The sequence below is a fragment of the Rhizobium sp. WYCCWR 11146 genome (assembly GCF_013591995.1).
Taxonomy (GTDB): domain Bacteria; phylum Pseudomonadota; class Alphaproteobacteria; order Rhizobiales; family Rhizobiaceae; genus Rhizobium; species Rhizobium indicum.
Genome location: NZ_JACCEY010000023.1, coordinates 120,609 through 137,958, shown reverse-complemented (window position 1 = coordinate 137,958; position 17,350 = coordinate 120,609). Strand labels below are relative to the sequence as shown.

The window sequence follows — 17,350 nt, the reverse complement described above, 5'->3', positions numbered from 1 at the left end:
GCGGTGTTGGCGATTTGGCGGCAAAAGTCGCGACGATGCGAAAACCTTGAGTGGGCGTCGTCACCGACGTCCACTCTCGATACTGCTCGTGAGGACTGTAAGGCGCCTGTTACGGCGCCATGCCGAAGGCCGGCTGCGGTTTCTGGCGGGCGAGAGGCGGGAACGCGAGCGCTATCGCCGCAGCCCCTAGCCCGACCATCGCGGAGCCGATGAACAGCCAGGAATAATTGGCGAAGGTGTCGAATATCCAGCCGCCGATGAGAGGGCCGAAGGCCATGCCGAGGCTGGAGAGCATCGTCGCCGCACCGAAGACCGTGCCGATGATACGCGGCCCGAAATATTCACGCGCCAGCACGGCATAGAGCGGCATCACACCGCCATAGGCACTGCCGAAGACGATTGCGAGCGCGTAGAATTCGCCGAGCTGGCTGACGAAGAGATAGGTCGCAAGGGCTGCCGCCTGCACCAGCAGGCCGGCGACCAGCACCGGCTTCACCCCGATCCTGTCGGCAAGGCTGCCATAGAGCAATCGGCCGCCCAGTCCCGCCAGGCCCTCGACGCTGTAGATGCTGACGGCCGCCATCGGTGCGACGCCGCAGATCGTCGCATAGTTGACCATGTGGAAGATCGGCCCGGAATGCGCCGCACAGCAAGCAAAGAAGGTCAGGCCAAGCACGATGAATTGCGGCGATCGAAAGACTTTCGACAGTTGCGGCCGGGCGCCGTCGGCCGCGAACTCGGTTCCGGTGTCAGTGGTCTCGGCCGGCGGACGCCTGACCAGCAGAGCGGCCGGCACGAGCAGCACCCAGGCGGCAATGCCGATGATCAGCATGGCCGGCCGCCATTCATAGGCCGTGATCAGCCAGCGCGCGAAAGGTGAGATGGTCATCGGCGCAACGCCCATGCCAGCGGAGACCAGCGACACCGCAAGGCCGCGGTTTTCGTCGAACCAGGCGGTCGTCGCCGCGATCATCGGCGCGAAAAACGTGCTGGCGGCCAATCCGACAAGGATGCCGTAGGTCAGTTGAAACTGCAGCAGGGTCTCCGCCCGGCTCGCCAGCACCAGCGCCAGGCCGAGCAGCACGGATCCTATCATCACGACCACGCGCGGGCCGAAGCGGTCGCTTGCAGCCCCCCAGAAGAAGCCGCCGAAACCCATGACGATGAAGTTCAGCGTCATCGCGCTCGCTATGCCGACATGCGACCAGCCGGTCGCCGTTGCAATCGGCTCCTGGAAAATCGCCAGCGAGAACATCGCGCCGAGCGCAACGCATGTCATCAATGCGCCCGCAGCGACGATGACCCAACGATAGGAAACACCCATGGCTTCATAACCTCCATGCCGACAGAGTGATCGCGACGCATGCGGCAAGCCTACCGCATTTCGCGCCTGCGATCTCAAGACGTTTGGGCCGGGGTGGATTCGACAGCGCACTCACATCTTTTTTCGCCGCAGGAGGCGCCCGCTAAAGCGTGCGAAACATCACCAATGCGTCGACGTAACCCTGTGTCGGATGAAGGAAGACGCCAGGAAGCCGGCCGACGATATCGAAGCCGAGAGATTGCCACAGCCCAACCGCGCGTTCATTGCTGCTGACGACGAAATTGAACTGCATCGCCCGAAAGCCCCGCAAGCGGGCATGCTGCAGGGAATGCTCATACATCAGTCGGGCGACGCCGCGGCCGCTCGCAGCAGCATCGGTCATGTAACCGCAATTGCAGACATGCCGGCCGCCGCCGGCCTGATTGGTCTTGATGTAATATGTGCCGAGGATCACGCCGTTTTCTTCGGCGACGAAGGTCTCGCGGTCCGGTCCCATCCAGTAGGCCAGCGCATCGGCTTCGCTCAGATCTCGATCGAGCGCATAGGTTTCGCCGGCGCGGATCGTCGGACCGATGATCCTCCAGATCGCGCCTTGATCGTTCTTGTCTGCGGGTCGGATCAGCATGCCCGATCTCTAACGAAACCGGGCACGCCGCGCAACGGGTCGGCAGCCTCCGGCAAAAGCTGGAAGCGTCCCGGCCTCAAACCCTTTCGAGTGCTATCGCGATCCCCTGCCCGACGCCGATGCACATGGTCGACAGTGAATATTGTCCGCCGGTTTCCAGCAGTTCCAGCGCCGCCGTGCCGGTGATTCGTGCGCCCGACATGCCGAGCGGATGGCCGAGCGCGATGGCGCCGCCATTGCGGTTTACGCGCGCGTCATCATCGGCAATCCCGAGCGCGCGCAGCACCGCCAGCCCCTGGCTGGCAAAGGCTTCGTTGAGTTCGATCACGTCGAACTGCTCCTGGGTCATGCCGAGCCGCGCCATCAGCTTGCGCGAGGCCGGGATCGGCCCGACACCCATCACCCTTGGCGGAACCGCGGCAGCCGCGCCCCCAAGGATACGCGCGATTGGTGTCAGGCCGTATTTCCGCGCCGCCGCTTGGGAAGCGACGATCAGCGCCGCCGCCCCGTCATTGACACCGGAAGCATTGCCCGCCGTCACCGTGCCGCCGTCCTTTTTGAAAGGCGTGGCGAGTTTCGCCAGCGTTTCGATCGTCGTTACGCGCGGATGCTCGTCCTTGTCGACGACAACAGGATCGCCTTTGCGCTGCGGAATGGTCACCGGAGTGATCTCCTTCGCCAACCGTCCGTTCGTCTGGGCGGCAGCCGCTTTCGCCTGGCTTCGCACCGCGAAGGCATCCTGGTCTTCGCGGCTGACATGATAGTCCTCGGCGACATTCTCGCCGGTCTCCGGCATGGAATCGACGCCGTACTGCTTCTTCATCAGCGGGTTGACGAAGCGCCAGCCGATCGTCGTGTCGTGGATTTCGGCCGCCCGTGAAAAGGCCGTCTCGGCCTTCGGCATCACGAAGGGCGCGCGTGACATGCTCTCGACGCCGCCGGCGACCATCAGCTCGGCCTCGCCGGAGCGGATGGCGCGTGCTGCCGTGATCACCGCATCCATGCCGGAGCCGCAGAGCCGGTTGATCGTCGTGCCGGGTACCGCGATCGGCAGGCCTGCCAGCAGGGTCGACATGCGCGCGACATTGCGGTTGTCCTCGCCCGCCTGATTGGCGCAGCCGAAGATCACGTCGTCGACGGCTTCCCAATCGACGGCGGCATTTCGTTGCATCAGCGCCCTCAGCGGGATTGCGCCGAGATCGTCGGCCCGCACCTGGGACAGCGAGCCGGCGAAGCGGCCGATCGGCGTTCTGATATAGTCGCAGATAAAGGCTTCGGTCATGGCTGTTCCTCAGAGTTTGGGGACGACGAGGTCGCCGACCGGCCCCTCGACGTGCAGTGGCGCGCCGGTCATCGCCTGCAATTCCTCCTGCGACATCGCGGCCAACTTCTCGCGCAGGACGAAGCGTCCCTTGACGATGTCGATGACGGCGTGGCTGGTATAGACACGGGTGATGCAGGCGACGCCGGTCAGCGGGAAGGTGCATTTCTCCACCAGCTTCGGCTCGCCTGTCTTGGTGACGTGCTCGGTGATGACGCAGACCTGCTTGGCGCCGTGCACCAGGTCCATGGCGCCGCCGACGGCCGGCACGCCCTTGCTGCCCACCCGCCAGTTGGCAAGGTCGCCGCTCTGGGCGACCTGATAGGCGCCGAGGATCGCGACGTCGAGATGGCCGCCGCGCACCATGGCGAAGCTGTCGGCGTGATGGAAGAAGGCAGCACCCGGCTTCAGCGTCACCGCCTTCTTACCGGCGTTGATCAGATCCCAGTCCTCTTCGCCTGCCGCCGGCGGCTCGCCAAAGTTCAGGATGCCATTTTCGGTGTGGAAGATCGCCTGGCGACCGGGCGGCTGATAACGGGCGACCATTTCGGGAAAGCCGATGCCGAGGTTGACATAGGCGCCGTCGGCGATGTCCTGCGCGGCGCGCCAGGCGATCTGCGCATTGGAAAGCTTGATGTCTTCGCGGGTGTTGATGGAGCTGTGATCGATGGTCATACGTAGGCCACTCCGGCTCGAATGAGCTCTTCTTCCTGCTGGGGATTGGGAACAGTGACGACACGGTCGACGAAGATGCCTGGCGTCACCACCTGCTCGGGATCGATGCCGCCGGCCGGAACGATGGATGAGACCTGGACGATGGTCTTCGCCGCCGCCATGCACATCAGCGGATTAAAGTTGCGGCCGGCCTTGTTGTAGGTGAGATTGCCCTGGATGTCGCCGATCTCAGCCTTGACGATCGCGAAGTCGGCCTTCAGCCAGCGCTCCTGCACATAGTGGCGGCCATCGAATTCGGCGATGACCTTGCCGTTGGCAAGCTCGGTGCCGTAGGCGGTAGGCGTGTAGAAAGCCGGAATGCCGGCCCCGCCGGCGCGGATGCGCTCGGCAAGGGTTCCCTGCGGCACCAGCTCGAGCTCGATTTCACCGGCCAGATATTTATCGGTGAAGGCGCGCGGATCCGACGACCGCGGGAAAGAGCAGATCATCTTCCGCACCATGCCGGCATCGATCATCGCAGCGATACCGATGCGCCCGTTGCCGGCATTGTTGTTGATGACGGTGAGGCCTTTGGAGCCCTTGTCGATCAAGGCATGAATAAGCTCGATCGGCGCGCCCGAGCCACCAAAACCACCGATCATGACGGTCGCGCCATCACCGATCTCAGAGACGGCTTCCGCCGTGCTCCCGACTGTCTTGTCCATGCGGGATCTCTCCTTGGCTATATCGGTCGGGGAACTCCCATCCCGTCCTCTGGCGTAGACATAAAGCGCGGCGGGCCAAGCGGCAATATATTTGTGCGATATTTGACATTTGTTCATATATCGCACAAATTGAGGTGAATCCATTGGAGACTGGACCCATGCGCGAAACGGATTTCGTCAGTGGCTTTGCCCGCGGCCTGAAGGTGATCGAAGCTTTCGGCGAAACGCGGCAGCGGCTTTCGATCGCCGAGGCCTCGAAGCTGACGGAGCTTGACCGCGCCACCGTGCGCCGCTCATTGCTGACGCTCGCCGAGCTCGGTTATGCCGATTATGACGGCAAGTTCTTCACGCTGACGCCGAAGATCCTGCGCCTTGGCCATGCCTATCTTGCGGCCACGCCGCTGCCGGCGCTGTTGCAGCCGCATCTCGATCATCTTTCGGAAAAGGCCGGCCAGAGTGCCTCGGCTTCGGTGCTCGACGGCACCGAGATCGTCTATATCGCCCGCGCCTCGCAGCGCCGCGTCATGTCGATCAACCTCACCCCCGGCAGTCGCCTGCCCGCCTACTGCGCCTCGATGGGGCGCGTGCTGCTCGCAGCCCTTCCCGAGAGCGATGCGCGCGCGATCCTCGCCCGCAGCGAACTGAAGCAAAACACGCCGAATACGAAGACCGATCAGGACGAACTGATCGCCGAATTCCGCCGCGTTCGCGCCGAGGGTTACGCCATCATCGATCAGGAGCTGGAGATCGGCCTCTGCTCCATCGCCGTGCCCATCGACAACGACCGCGGCGAAACGGTCGCGGCGATCAATATCGGCGCGCCGGCCGCGCTCGTCCCGGCCGCGGAGATGAAGGAACGCTATCTGCCGCTGCTGAAGGAAACACAAGCCTCATTGCGGCCGCTGCTGCGGCGGTGACGGTAAGCAGTTCCAGCAAAAGTGCGCAACGGTTTCGCGTCCGGAATGCGTAACAGAAAGAGATGGAGCGGCCCCGGTCAGCGCCGGGGCCGCTCGCAATCGGTCAATGCGACAGGTCGAGCGCGGCCGTCAGGTCGCCCATCGGCGGCCGGTCGTTATTGCGCAGCGCCTTGTCACGGGCGATGACGCCGGGCAGCACCGGCAGATCATAACGCGCGGTGATGAAGCGGATGATCGACGTCGTGTCGTACTGGGTATGATCGACCATGCCGCCCTTGGCAAAGGGCGAGATGATGAAGGCCGGAATACGGTTGCCCGGACCCCAGCGATCGGCCTTCGGCGGCGCGACGTGATCCCAGAAGCCGCCATTCTCGTCATAGGTGACGATGACGAGCATATGACCCCATTGCGGGCTCTTCTCGAGGTGGGAGACGATATCGGCAAGATGCTGGTCGCCGCTCGCAACATCGGCGTAACCGCCATGTTCGTTGAGGTTGCCCTGCGGCTTGTAGAAGGAAACCGCCGGCAGCTTGCCATCGTCGATATCCTTGAGGAAGGCTTCGCCGCCGAGGCCGCCGTCTTTCAGATGCTCGGCGCGAGCCGGCGTGCCAGGCGCGAAATTGGCGAAATAATTGAACGGCTGGTGATGGAACTGGAAGTTCGGCACCGGGGTGGCGTTCTTGCCGTCCAGAGCTGCCTGCCAGGCGCCGCTATACCAGGCCCAGCTGACGCCCTTCAGCGACATCAGGTCGCCGATGGTGATTTCATGCTGCGGCGGCAGCGTCGTTGCGGCGGCGGGATCGGCATAGGCCGGATCGCCGTCCTTGGCCGGCGGATTGGCGCTCGGCTGGTAGGGCGGCTGCATGGTGTTGACGGCGTAGAAGTCAGGCGTCAGCGTGCCGTCGGAGACGAATTTCGGTGCGCCCTCCAGCGCCGACTTCGGGGCGTTTTCCGCGACCGTCAGCGACGTGCCGTCCGCATCCACCTTGGCGATGGTGGGCTTGGCCGGGCTCTTGTCGGCATCCGGATAAAAGGGCGTGCAGGCGCAGACCAGTGCAAAATGGTTGAGGAACGAACCGCCAAAGGCGCCCTGGAAGAAATTATCGGCAATGACGTATTTCTTGGCGACCTGCCACATCGGCAGGATGGAGCCGTCGTAATGGCCCATGACCAGGCTGCCGGAATCGGCCCAGGCGACGAACTTGTCGTTCTTGCCACCGTCGATCTGCATCTGCTCCTGGTAGAAGCGGTGCCAGAGGTCGCGGGTGATGACCGAAGGCGCCTGGGCGAAACCCTGCGGATCGTCGATCGCGAAGGAGGCGTTGGCAAGATGGGCCGATTGCGCCTCGGTGACGGCAGGCGAGACACCCTTGGCGGTGAGGCCGCCCCAGGCCGGCGGCAGTTCGGGCAGCGGCTGGCCGTCGCGGTCCAGCTGGCGGGCGCGATCGGCGGTCGCATTCGAGAGCCCGTCGGCGCCGGGAAAGCTGCCGTAGAGATTATCGAAGCTGCGGTTTTCGGCATAGATCACGACGACATTGTCGATCTTGTCGTAACCGGCGGGCGCCGCATGGGCTGCCGTCGACACCGCGAACGGCACGAAGGCCGTTCCGGCGAGACAGATCGAATGAAGGAGTTTCAGTCTTTTCACGGGGAGTACCTCATGGCTAGGGGGCGTTGGCTAGAGGGAGCGGAAAACGCTCGGGGGCACCTCGACGCTATTCCGGCCTTCTATCAACTTTGTGACATCCGGGGTTGCCGTGATGCCGCAGGGGAGTGGCCGTCATCAATTTGTTGCACGGAGGTTCGATCATGGTTGAAACCAGCGCCAACTTATTGGAATCCTTATCATGACGACGAAGATCATCTGGCTTGTGCGCTCCGGCCTGGCCGTCAGCATGGGTGCCATGGCGCTTGGTCTTGCCATTTTTCCCCTGCGGCAAAGCAGCGCGGCGACCGCCGCCGGCGTGCATCCCGGACCGATGACGCGCGCTGAGGCCTTCGCCCGGGCCGAAACGCTCACCGCGCTTGGCCGCAAGATATTCTCAGATCCCTCGCTGTCGGCCTCTGGCTTGCAGGCCTGCGCGTCCTGCCATGATCCGGCTCACGCCTTCAGCCCGGCATCGGCGACGCCGGTCGAGATGGGTGGCGAACACAGGGACCAGCCGGGGCTGCGCGCCGTTCCGACGCTGCGTTATCTGCAATCGGTGCCTGCTTTCACCGAGCACTATTACGATTCCGAGGACGAGGGCGACGAAAGCGTCGACAATGGCCCGACGGGCGGCCTGACCTGGGACGGCCGGGTCGATCACGGCGCCGATCAGGCAAAAATCCCGCTACTCTCGCCCTTCGAGATGGGCAACAGGGATGCCACCGAGGTGATGGCGAAACTGCAGAAGGCGGCCTATGCCGACGACATCAAGGCAGCCTTCGGCGAGACGGTGTTCGACAACCCACGAGATGCCTTCGACGCCGCCGCCGAGGCGCTCGCCACCTTCGAGCAGAGCGGCCCGGATTTCTATCCCTATTCCAGCCGCTACGACGACTTTCTCGCGGGCAAGGCAGCGCTGACGGCGCAGGAGCTGCACGGACGACAACTGTTCGAGGACCCAGCCAAGGGCAACTGTTCGAGCTGTCACTTAAGCGAACCCGCCAATGACGGCGAGCCGCCGCAATTTTCCGATTTCGGCTTCCTCGGGCTCGCCGCACCGCGCAACATGGCGATCCCGGCCAACAGCGACCCTGGATATCACGACCTCGGCCTCTGCGGGCCTCAGCGGACCGACTTTGCCGGACGCAGCGAATATTGCGGCCTGTTCCGCACGCCGACGCTGCGCAATGTCGCGCTGAAGAAGAGCTTCTTCCACAATGGCTTTTTCCACTCGTTGCGCGACGTCGTCTCCTTCTACGCGACGCGCGACAGCGATCCCGGCCGCTGGTATCCAAAAAATTCAGACGGCACGGTTCGTAAATATGACGACCTGCCGCAGGCCTATTGGGACAATCTCAACCAGGATCCGCCCTTCGGCAGGAAGCCGGGCGACGCGCCCGCCCTCACCGATCCCGAAATCGACGACATCGTCGCATTCCTGGGGACCCTGACCGATGCCGATCTACAGCCTGAGGAGACCGGGCACTAGGACGCCTGGAATTTTAAGAAAAATGCCCAGGACCAATGACATCTTTCTCAACAATAACAATCAAACCGGCGAAGTATCCCACTTGATGTATCATAATTTCCGATATACATCATTTCATCGGAAATGGTGGGGGAATGATGGAACGCTCGTTTTTGACGATTGCTGCCGGCGAGAATAATGATGCGATACGAGCGCTTTCGGCGCCGGCGCGGCTCGAGATGCTCAAGCTGCTCTGCGCCAAAGGGCCGATGAATATCAACGACATCGCGCGTGCTCTTTCCCTTCCTCAATCGACTGTCGCCACCGGGATCCAGATTTTGGAAGATGCCCGGCTTGTGGATTCCCAGCTGACGAAGGCGCGGAAGGGAAACCAGAAGATCTGCTCGGCGATCTACAGCGAAATTCTGATCAGCTTTGAGGAAAGTGCGGCCCAAAGGGCCAACAATATCATCGAAGTCGAGATGCCGGTCGGGCTCTACACCAGTTGTGACGTCCATGCGCCGTGCGGTCTTTGCTCCACCGAGAGCGTCATCGGCCCGCTGGATGTGCCCGACTATTTTCTCGACCCACAGCGTATGCAGGCCGGGCTTGTCTGGTTCGGCAGGGGATATGTGGAATATAAATTCCCCAACAATGCCAAGGTGTTGAACAAGGATATCCGCGCCATAGAGTTTTCGCTGGAGCTGTCGTCGGAGGTGCCCGGCACCAATCCGGACTGGCCGTCTGATATAACCCTCTGGGTCAATGGAATGGCGATCGGAACCTGGACCTCGCCCGGCGACTACGGCGACAAGCGCGGCGCCTTCACGCCGGCATGGTGGAAGCTTGAGGGATCGCAATATGGGATGATGAAGACCTGGCGGATCTCCACGCGCGGAACCTTCATCGACGGTATCGCCGCCTCGAATGTCACGCTCAGCGACCTCGCCCTTGCCCAGCACTCCTCCATCCGGCTCCGGGTCGGCATCGCGGAAAATGCCGGCCATACCGGTGGCGTCAATATTTTCGGGCGTGGCTTCGGAAATCACGGACGCGATATCATCATGCGGCTGCATGTCTGAAAAATAGAAATCGGAAATCTTGATTTAAATATAATGATTCTTTCCAGTTTCCGCCGCCGTCAAAATCGCAGAAGCAACTGAAATAAAACAATTTTTTCTGAAATCCATATTAGTATGATTAAAGTCGCAACTTGGTTGACAGAACAACATTCCTGATATCAAGTTAGAGGCAAGAAAACAAAATTTCTGATATATAAACGGGAGGATCCGTTGAAGACGAACGTTGTGGTTCACCGCGATTTCCGCATCGCGACCATTGATTCCAGGCTCTACAGTTCATTTCTCGAGCATCTCGGCAGGGCGATCTACGGGGGCATTTATGAGCCCGGACACCCGACCGCCGATGAGGACGGATTCCGCCAGGATGTCCTTGATCTGGTCCGTGATCTTGACACGCCATACTGCCGCTATCCCGGCGGCAACTTCGTCTCGGCCTATAATTGGGAAGACGGCGTCGGCCCCCGTGAGGAGCGCCCAGTTCGCCTCGACCTTGCCTGGCGCACCCGCGAAGCCAACCAGATCGGCGTCAATGAATTCGTCGACTGGTGCAAGAAGGCGAATACCAAGCCGATGCTTGCCGTCAATCTCGGATCACGCGGCCTGGATGCCGCCCGCAATTTCCTCGAATATTGCAATCATCCGGGCGGCACCTACTGGTCGGATCTGCGCCGCAAGCACGGCTGGTCCAATCCGCACGATGTCAAATTGTGGTGCCTCGGCAACGAGATGGATGGTCCCTGGCAGGTCGGCCACAAGTCGGCCTATGAATATGGCCGGCTGGCGGATGAGACGGCGAAGGCCATGCGCGGCTTCGACAAGTCGCTCGAACTTGTGGTCTGCGGCTCGTCCAATTCCGACATGAAGACCTATCCCGAGTGGGAGGCTCAGGTTCTCGAACAGTGCTATGACAGCGCCGACCATATCTCGCTGCATATGTATTTTGCCAACCGCGAGAAAAACACGCTCAACTATCTCGCCCGCGCGACGAAGCTCGACCGCTACATCACCACGATCGGCGGCGTGATCGACTACATCAAGGCGAAAAAGCGCTCGAAGAAGACGATCGGCATTTCCTTCGACGAATGGAATGTCTGGTATCATTCCAACCAGCAGGACAAGGAGATCCTGGCGCGCGACGAATGGCCGGATGCGCCGCATCTCCTGGAAGACATCTATAATTTCGAGGACGTGCTGCAGGTCGGCGGCATCCTGAACACCTTCATCCGCCGCTCCGACCGCGTGCGCATCGCCTGCATCGCGCAGCTCGTCAACGTCATCGCCCCGATCATGACCGAGGACGGCGGTGCGGCCTGGCGCCAGACTATCTATTACCCGTTCTACTACGCCTCCAGATATGGCCGTGGAACGGCGCTGCAGCTGGTCGTCGATGGGCCGACCTATGACAGCGACGAGGAGAACGACGTCCCCTATCTCGACGTATCGGCGGTCCATTCCGAGGACGGCAAGACGCTGACCTTCTTTGCCGTCAACCGCCATCCGAGCACGGCGCTCGATCTCGATGTGCGGCTGGAAGGCTTCGGAAATGCCCGGGTGATCGAGCAGGTGGAGATGACCCACGGTGAGCTGGAAGCCGTCAACACGGCAGCGCGGCCGCAAACGGTCGTTCCCGTCAACGTCGAGAGTGGAAAGATCGAGGATGGACGGCTGCGGGCGGCGCTGAAACCGTTCTCCTACAACGTCATCCGGTTGTCGGTGTGACAGCTACCGCCGGGGAGCCCATTGGGGCACGCCCCGGCTAAAGATATTCGGCTCGCTGCGAGGAGGCAGGGAGCCGGAGAGATGGTTCGCTGAGGTCCCTGACGCTTCTGCGAACCGATAACCGCGACGTGCCCATGCGTGCCCTTGCGGCCGCCGTATCGTCGCTTTCTAGGGAGGAGTTCATGCAACAGTGGAAGAGGCTCGCATTTGGCGTCGCGCTGGCCGCACTCGGCCTGACAGCGACGGCCAATGCCGATGACTACACCTCCTTGCCGCGCAAGGAGACGCTCATCGTCGAAAATCCGGAAGGGACGATCAAAAATCCCGGCTGGTTCAACATCTGGGTCAATGGCGGCGGCGGCGTATCGACCGGCCTGCAGCAGCTGACTATGGATACGCTCTGGTATATCGACCCCGAACAAGGGCTTGGCGGCGCGACCTGGGACAATTCGCTGGCTGCCGACAAGCCGCAATATAATGCCGACTTCACCGAGATGACCGTGAAACTGCGCAAGGGGCTCTTCTGGAGCGACGGCGTGGAGTTCACGGCAGACGACGTGGTCTATACCGTGAAGACGCAGATGGATCACCCCGGCATGATCTGGAGTGCTGCTTTCTCGGTGCAGGTGGCAAGCGTCGAGGCGACCGACCCCTCGACTGTGGTGTTCAAGCTGAAGAAGCCCAATTCGCGCTTCCACGCCATCTTCACCGTTCGCTGGAACGGCGCCTGGATCATGCCCAAGCATGTCTTCGAGAAAGTCGAAGATCCGCTTCGTTATGATTTCGCCAATCCCGTTTCGCTCGGCGCCTATAAGCTCAAGTCCTTCGACCCCCAGGGCAAGTGGTATACCTGGGAGAAGCGTGACGACTGGCAGCGCACCTCGCTTGCCCGCTTCGGCGAGCCGGCCCCGAAATATGTGACCTATGCCGATCCCGGCCCGCCGGATAAACGCACCATCGCTCAGCTCGAGCACAATCTCGATATCATTCACGACAACACGCCCGAGGGCATGTTCACGCTGAAGGAAAAATCCAAGACGATCGAGACCTGGTTCCCGGGTTTTCCCTTCGCCCATCCGGACCCGACGCTTCCGGCCGTGATCTTCAACACCCAGAATCCGCCGTTCGACAACGCCGATGTACGCTGGGCGCTTGCCCTGCTGATCGACATCAAGGCGGTTGATATGGCGAGCTATCGCGGGGCGGCGACGCTTTCGGCGCTCGGCGTGCCGCCGACGGCGGCCACGATGAAGGACTATCAGGCGCCGATGCAGGATTGGCTGAAGAATTTCGAGATCGATACCGGCAAGAGCAAGATCAAGCCTTATGACCCGACGGTCGGGCAACAGATCGCCGATATCCTGCGCAAGCAGCCGAAGTTCAAGGACCAGATCCCGACCGACCCGGAGGCAATCAGCGGTGCCTTTGGCTATGGCTGGTGGAAACCGGATCCGAAGGCTGCCGGCGAACTGCTGGAAAAGGCAGGCTTCAAGAAATCCGGCGGCAAATGGCTGACCCCTGATGGACAGCCCTTCAAGATCCGGATGACGGTGGAAGGCGACACCCGCTCGGTCTTCACCCGGGCAGGAACCCTGATTGCACAGCAATGGGCGGCATTCGGCATCGACGCCAAAGCCGTGCCGGCCGCGAAACTGTGGCAGACGGCGCTACAGCCCGGCGATTTCCAGGTGGCGATCGCCTGGAGCGTCGAAACCTGGGGCGGCGATCCCGACCTATCGTTCTTCCTCGATAGCTGGCATTCGCAGTTCGTGGCCAAGAAAGGTGACAATCAGCCGCCGCGCAACTGGCAGCGCTGGAGCAATCCGGAGCTCGATAAGATCATCGAAAGCATCCGCGGCATCAGCGCCGACGATCCGAAGGGCGTCGAGCTCGGCAAGGATTATCTGAAGCTGGTCGCCCGCGAAATGCCGACGATCCCGCTGATGTCGTATAACGTCTTCACCTCGATGGATACGACCTATTGGACCGGTTATCCGACCATCGCCGACCCCTATACCGATCCGGTGCCGAATTGGGCCAACTCCAGGCTGATGATGGTCAAGCTGAAGCCGGCACAACCGAAATAATCCTCCCAACGCCGGCGCGAGTGTTGCGCGCCGGCCCCCTATCGCGGGCATGTGGCATGTCCGTCGATCCTTTCCACTTGATGAAGGGAACCAGAGAGGAACCACTGCCCTATGACGTCCTATCTGATCTTTGTGCTGAAGCGGTTCGGTCAGTTTCTGCTCGTTGTATTTCTTGGCGTGACCATCACATTCTTCGTCACCCACCTGACCCCGATCGATCCGGTCGAAGAAAGCATAGGCGCCATCACCCAGATGGGGCAGTCCGATCCGAATGCGATCGAACTGATGCGCCAGTCGCTTCGCGAGCTTTACGGCATGGAGGGCTCGATCTGGCAGCAATATCTGCATTTCTGGCTGCGGCTTGCCACAGGTGATCTCGGTCCGTCTCTATCGGCTTTTCCCACGCCCGTTTCCACCATCATCCTGCGGTCCCTGCCCTGGACCATCGGTCTGATGACGGTGTCGACCCTCATCACCTTCGTGCTCGGCAATGCGATCGGCGCACTCGCCGGCTATTACCGCAAGGACATGGTGCTGAAGGCCGTCAGCCTCGTCTTCATCGCCCTGCTTCCCATTCCCTATTACATTCTGGCCTTCGTGCTTCTGATTGTGTTCGGCTATCTCTGGCCGGTGCTGCCGATCAATGGCGGCTACGAGATGAACGCCAATCTGGACCTCTCCTTTGCCCTGGTCTTCGATATCCTGAAACACTCGATCCTGCCGGCCTTGTCGCTGATCATGGTCGGTGCCGGCAGCTGGCTGATCGGGATGCGCGCGCTCGTTTCCAACATCATCACCGAGGATTACGTGGTCTTCGCCGAACTCGGCGGCGTTCCGAAGCGAAAGATCCTGCGCTCCTATATCGCTCGCAATGCCATGGTGCCGCAGTTCACCGGGCTAGCCATGTCGCTCGGCGCGATCTTCAACGGCACGGTCATCACCGAAATCGTCTTCGGCTATCCGGGCATCGGAAACCTGCTGATCGAAGCGGTGCATGCCGGCGACTACAGTCTGGTGCTCGGCCTCAGCGCATTGTCGATTGTCGGCGTCGCCGCCGCCGTCTTCATCATCGACATTCTGAGCCCGCTGATCGATCCGCGCATCAAGGTGGAATAGAGCATGTTTACGATCGTCCGCGACCTCGCGCGCCAGAATATGGAATTCCTCTGCGGCCTGCTGCTCTTTGCCGTCATCGTCGCACTGATAGTGGTGTCCTATTTCTCGCCCTACGGCGCGACCGACATCTATCTGCTGCCGCCTGACATGCCGCCGGATGGCGAATATTGGCTCGGCACGACGTCGCGCGGCCAGGACGTTTTCTGGCAGCTGACGACCGCGCTTCGCAACACCCTGTTCTTCGGCATCGGCGTCGCCTTCATTTCACGCATCATCTCGCTGGTCGTCGGCCTCGTCGCCGGTTATGCCGGCGGCGCGGTCGACCGGGTGCTGATGGCCATCAACGACAGCGTCATGGTCATCCCGCAATTTCCGCTGCTGATCCTTTTCTACTTCGTGCTGAAGGACAGCATGACCTGGACGGCGCTGATCCTCATCATGGCCGCGCTCGGCTGGTCCTATGACGCACGCCTCATCCGTTCAGTGGCGATCAGCCTGAAGACGAGATCCTTCACCACCCAGAGCGTCTATTCCGGCATGAGCATGCGCAAGATCCTCGTCGAGGAGCACCTGCCCTATGTTCTGCCGATCGTCTTTGCCACCACGATGAACAACATGATCTGGTCGATCGGCATGGAGATCACCCTGTCGGTGCTCGGCTTCACCGATATCGAGACGCCCACCATGGGCATGATGATCTATTGGGCCAATGCGCATTCGGCGCTGATATCAGGCATCTGGTGGTGGGTGGCCGCCCCCGTCGCCGTCATCGTCGTCCTCTTCCTGGCGCTCTTCCTGCTGTCCATGTCGATGAACGAATACAATGATCCGCGCAGCCGGCTGAACCGGATGGGAAGTTAGTATGGATCCTTTGGTCGAAATTGAGAATCTGAAAGCCTATTACCGTGCCTTCCTCTACGGCGTCGATCGCGAGGTGCGCGCCGTCGACGATATCAGCCTGACGATTGCCCGCGGCGAGGTCTATGGCGTTGCCGGTGAATCGAGCAGCGGCAAGACGACCTTGATCAAGACCATTGCCGGCGCGATCCGACCGCCGTTGAGGGTCGTGTCCGGGAAAGTGACATTCCATTTCGACGGCGGCACCCAGGATATCTACGCGATGAAGCCGGAAGAGCGCCTGGCGCTGCGCTGGCGGCATCTGTCCTATATCATGCAGGGCTCGATGAATGTGCTCAATCCGGTGCGCCGGATCCGTCATTCCTTCACCGATTTCGCCTTTCGCCACATGAAGGTCGGCAAGGCCGAGTTTTTCGAAAGGGTCGCCACCCATCTGCAGCGGCTGAAGCTCGATCCGCATCTGCTCGACGCCTATCCCCACGAACTCTCCGGCGGCATGCGCCAGCGCATGACCATTGCGCTGGCGACGATCCTGACTCCGGAATTCATCATCGCCGACGAACCGACGACCGCACTCGACGTGATCGTTCAGCGCGACGTGCTGTCGATGATCCGCGAAATCCAGCGCGAGATGGGCTCGTCCTTTTTGTTCGTCACCCATGACATGGGGGTTCACGCGACGGTCTCCGACCGCATCGGCATTGTCTATGCCGGGCGTCTTGTCGAGGAGGCGCCGACCGCCAAACTCTTCAACATGCCGCTCCACCCCTATACGCAGCACCTCGTCGGCAGCCTGCCGCGCATCGGCGATGCGACGGCCCGCCCTTCGCTGGAGGGACGGCCGCCGAACCTCGCCATGCCGCCGGAGGGCTGCCGGTTTCACCCGCGCTGTCCGAAGCGCATGGAGATCTGCTCGCAGAAGGTTCCGCCGCTCGTCACCGTCGAGCCGCAGCGGCGCGTGGCGTGTTTTGCCGTTACGGGAGATCAGGTTTGAGCGCTCTTCTTAGCCTCTCGCATGTCACGAAAGTCTACCGCCAGGGCGGCATGCTCGGCCGGCGTCTGATCACGGCGGTCAAGGACGTCAGCTTCGAACTGGGCGCGGAGCCGGAGATCCTCTCGATCGTTGGAGAATCCGGCTCGGGAAAATCGACGATCGCGGCGATGATCCTCGGCCAGACCGAACCGACGGAAGGCGAGCTTCAATTCAGCGGCAGGACCGTCGCCATCCATAGCAGATCCGAACGCAAGGCTTTCATGAAAGAGGTCCAGCCGGTTCTGCAGAACCCCTTCGAAGCCTTCAATCCGCTGAAACGTGTCGACCGTTATCTCTTCGAGACCGCCCGCAATTTTTCATTCTCGGGAAACCGGCCGGACCGAGAGCAGGCGGAGAAGATGGCGGATGCCGCCCTCGTCCATGTCGGCCTGACCCTTGAAGAAGTGAAAGGCCGGTTTCCCCACGAACTATCGGGCGGCCAGCTTCAGCGCGTCGCCATCGCCCGCGCGCTGATCCCGCAACCCCGCCTCCTGGTGGCCGACGAACCGGTCTCCATGGTCGACGCATCGCTGCGCATGGCGATTGTCAATCTCTTCGGCCGCCTGAAAAACGAACTCGGTCTTTCCATCGTCTACATCACCCACGACCTCGCCACCGCCTATTATATCAGCGACAACATCATCATCATGCGCAAAGGCGAAATCGTCGAGCGCGGACAGGCGCGGGCCGTGTTGGATAATCCGCAGCATCCGTATTCGCGGGCGCTGAAGGATGCGGTGCTGGCGGCGGATTTTAGTGCGGCAGAGTAATTG

At 61.4% G+C, this 17,350-nt stretch carries 15 protein-coding genes; 9 read left to right on the top strand and 6 right to left on the bottom strand.

The genetic code is table 11. The features are described from left to right. Positions 1-109: 109 nt before the first annotated feature. The 5 genes from HX899_RS18210 to HX899_RS18190 form a co-directional block, all read right to left on the bottom strand. Entirely contained in the window at positions 110-1,324 is a 1,215-nt protein-coding gene (locus HX899_RS18210) for an MFS transporter (RefSeq protein WP_181293019.1), read from the bottom strand. A gap of 142 nt (positions 1,325-1,466) precedes the next feature. Further along, positions 1,467-1,949, bottom strand: a complete 483-nt coding sequence (locus HX899_RS18205; protein WP_181293018.1) for a GNAT family N-acetyltransferase — start codon at positions 1,947-1,949, stop codon at positions 1,467-1,469. 76 nt (positions 1,950-2,025) lie between these two features. Continuing rightward, entirely contained in the window at positions 2,026-3,231 is a 1,206-nt protein-coding gene (gene pcaF, locus HX899_RS18200) for a 3-oxoadipyl-CoA thiolase (protein WP_181293017.1), read from the bottom strand. 9 nt (positions 3,232-3,240) lie between these two features. Continuing rightward, positions 3,241-3,945, bottom strand: coding sequence for a CoA transferase subunit B (locus tag HX899_RS18195; protein WP_181293016.1), 705 nt, complete (start codon positions 3,943-3,945; stop codon positions 3,241-3,243). Beyond that, positions 3,942-4,649 (bottom strand): 3-oxoacid CoA-transferase subunit A, encoded by a 708-nt coding sequence (locus HX899_RS18190; RefSeq protein WP_131611673.1) that lies wholly within the window; start codon positions 4,647-4,649, stop codon positions 3,942-3,944. Before HX899_RS18190 ends, HX899_RS18195 begins: the two co-directional genes overlap by 4 nt. 158 nt (positions 4,650-4,807) lie before the next feature. Between HX899_RS18190 and HX899_RS18185 the strand changes: the two genes are divergently transcribed. Continuing rightward, the gene (locus HX899_RS18185) at positions 4,808-5,566 is read left to right on the top strand and encodes an IclR family transcriptional regulator (protein ID WP_181293015.1); all 759 of its coding nucleotides are present in this window, start codon (positions 4,808-4,810) and stop codon (positions 5,564-5,566) included. A 103-nt stretch (positions 5,567-5,669) separates the two neighbouring features. Here HX899_RS18185 and HX899_RS18180 read toward each other — a convergent pair whose 3' ends face one another. Then, a complete protein-coding gene (locus tag HX899_RS18180; RefSeq protein WP_181293014.1) occupies positions 5,670-7,214 on the bottom strand; it encodes an acid phosphatase in 1,545 nt (514 codons plus the stop codon). Positions 7,215-7,413: 199 nt separating this feature from the next. Between HX899_RS18180 and HX899_RS18175 the strand changes: the two genes are divergently transcribed. The 8 genes from HX899_RS18175 to HX899_RS18140 all read left to right on the top strand — a co-directional run bounded on the left by HX899_RS18175 (position 7,414) and on the right by HX899_RS18140 (position 17,347). Then, positions 7,414-8,703 carry a cytochrome-c peroxidase gene (locus HX899_RS18175; RefSeq protein ID WP_181293013.1) on the top strand — a complete coding sequence of 430 codons (1,290 nt, stop codon included), beginning with the start codon at positions 7,414-7,416 and terminating at the stop codon, positions 8,701-8,703. Positions 8,704-8,837: 134 nt separating this feature from the next. Continuing rightward, positions 8,838-9,764, top strand: a complete 927-nt coding sequence (locus HX899_RS18170; protein ID WP_011655028.1) for a transcriptional regulator — start codon at positions 8,838-8,840, stop codon at positions 9,762-9,764. A gap of 210 nt (positions 9,765-9,974) precedes the next feature. Next, the gene (locus HX899_RS18165) at positions 9,975-11,483 is read left to right on the top strand and encodes an alpha-N-arabinofuranosidase (RefSeq protein WP_181293012.1); all 1,509 of its coding nucleotides are present in this window, start codon (positions 9,975-9,977) and stop codon (positions 11,481-11,483) included. 182 nt (positions 11,484-11,665) lie between these two features. Further along, entirely contained in the window at positions 11,666-13,570 is a 1,905-nt protein-coding gene (locus HX899_RS18160; protein WP_181293011.1) for an ABC transporter substrate-binding protein, read from the top strand. A 111-nt stretch (positions 13,571-13,681) separates the two neighbouring features. Beyond that, positions 13,682-14,686 carry an ABC transporter permease gene (locus tag HX899_RS18155; RefSeq protein WP_003554064.1) on the top strand — a complete coding sequence of 335 codons (1,005 nt, stop codon included), beginning with the start codon at positions 13,682-13,684 and terminating at the stop codon, positions 14,684-14,686. A gap of 3 nt (positions 14,687-14,689) precedes the next feature. After that, complete coding sequence (locus tag HX899_RS18150; RefSeq protein WP_003554066.1) at positions 14,690-15,547, top strand: ABC transporter permease; 858 nt, start codon at positions 14,690-14,692, stop codon at positions 15,545-15,547. 1 nt (position 15,548) lies between these two features. Then, positions 15,549-16,538 carry an ABC transporter ATP-binding protein gene (locus tag HX899_RS18145; RefSeq protein ID WP_181293010.1) on the top strand — a complete coding sequence of 330 codons (990 nt, stop codon included), beginning with the start codon at positions 15,549-15,551 and terminating at the stop codon, positions 16,536-16,538. Further along, the gene (locus HX899_RS18140; protein WP_181293009.1) at positions 16,535-17,347 is read left to right on the top strand and encodes an ABC transporter ATP-binding protein; all 813 of its coding nucleotides are present in this window, start codon (positions 16,535-16,537) and stop codon (positions 17,345-17,347) included. The genes HX899_RS18145 and HX899_RS18140 overlap by 4 nt, the downstream gene beginning before the upstream one ends. Positions 17,348-17,350: the final 3 nt, after the last annotated feature.

Coding starts and splice junctions, on each gene's coding strand:
- HX899_RS18210 (WP_181293019.1), bottom strand. CDS start 1,324: ATGGGTGTTTCCTATCGTTGGGTCATCGTCGCTGCGGGCGCATTGATG.
- HX899_RS18205 (WP_181293018.1), bottom strand. CDS start 1,949: ATGCTGATCCGACCCGCAGACAAGAACGATCAAGGCGCGATCTGGAGG.
- pcaF (WP_181293017.1), bottom strand. CDS start 3,231: ATGACCGAAGCCTTTATCTGCGACTATATCAGAACGCCGATCGGCCGC.
- HX899_RS18195 (WP_181293016.1), bottom strand. CDS start 3,945: ATGACCATCGATCACAGCTCCATCAACACCCGCGAAGACATCAAGCTT.
- HX899_RS18190 (WP_131611673.1), bottom strand. CDS start 4,649: ATGGACAAGACAGTCGGGAGCACGGCGGAAGCCGTCTCTGAGATCGGT.
- HX899_RS18185 (WP_181293015.1), top strand. CDS start 4,808: ATGCGCGAAACGGATTTCGTCAGTGGCTTTGCCCGCGGCCTGAAGGTG.
- HX899_RS18175 (WP_181293013.1), top strand. CDS start 7,414: ATGACGACGAAGATCATCTGGCTTGTGCGCTCCGGCCTGGCCGTCAGC.
- HX899_RS18170 (WP_011655028.1), top strand. CDS start 8,838: ATGATGGAACGCTCGTTTTTGACGATTGCTGCCGGCGAGAATAATGAT.
- HX899_RS18160 (WP_181293011.1), top strand. CDS start 11,666: ATGCAACAGTGGAAGAGGCTCGCATTTGGCGTCGCGCTGGCCGCACTC.
- HX899_RS18155 (WP_003554064.1), top strand. CDS start 13,682: ATGACGTCCTATCTGATCTTTGTGCTGAAGCGGTTCGGTCAGTTTCTG.
- HX899_RS18150 (WP_003554066.1), top strand. CDS start 14,690: ATGTTTACGATCGTCCGCGACCTCGCGCGCCAGAATATGGAATTCCTC.
- HX899_RS18145 (WP_181293010.1), top strand. CDS start 15,549: ATGGATCCTTTGGTCGAAATTGAGAATCTGAAAGCCTATTACCGTGCC.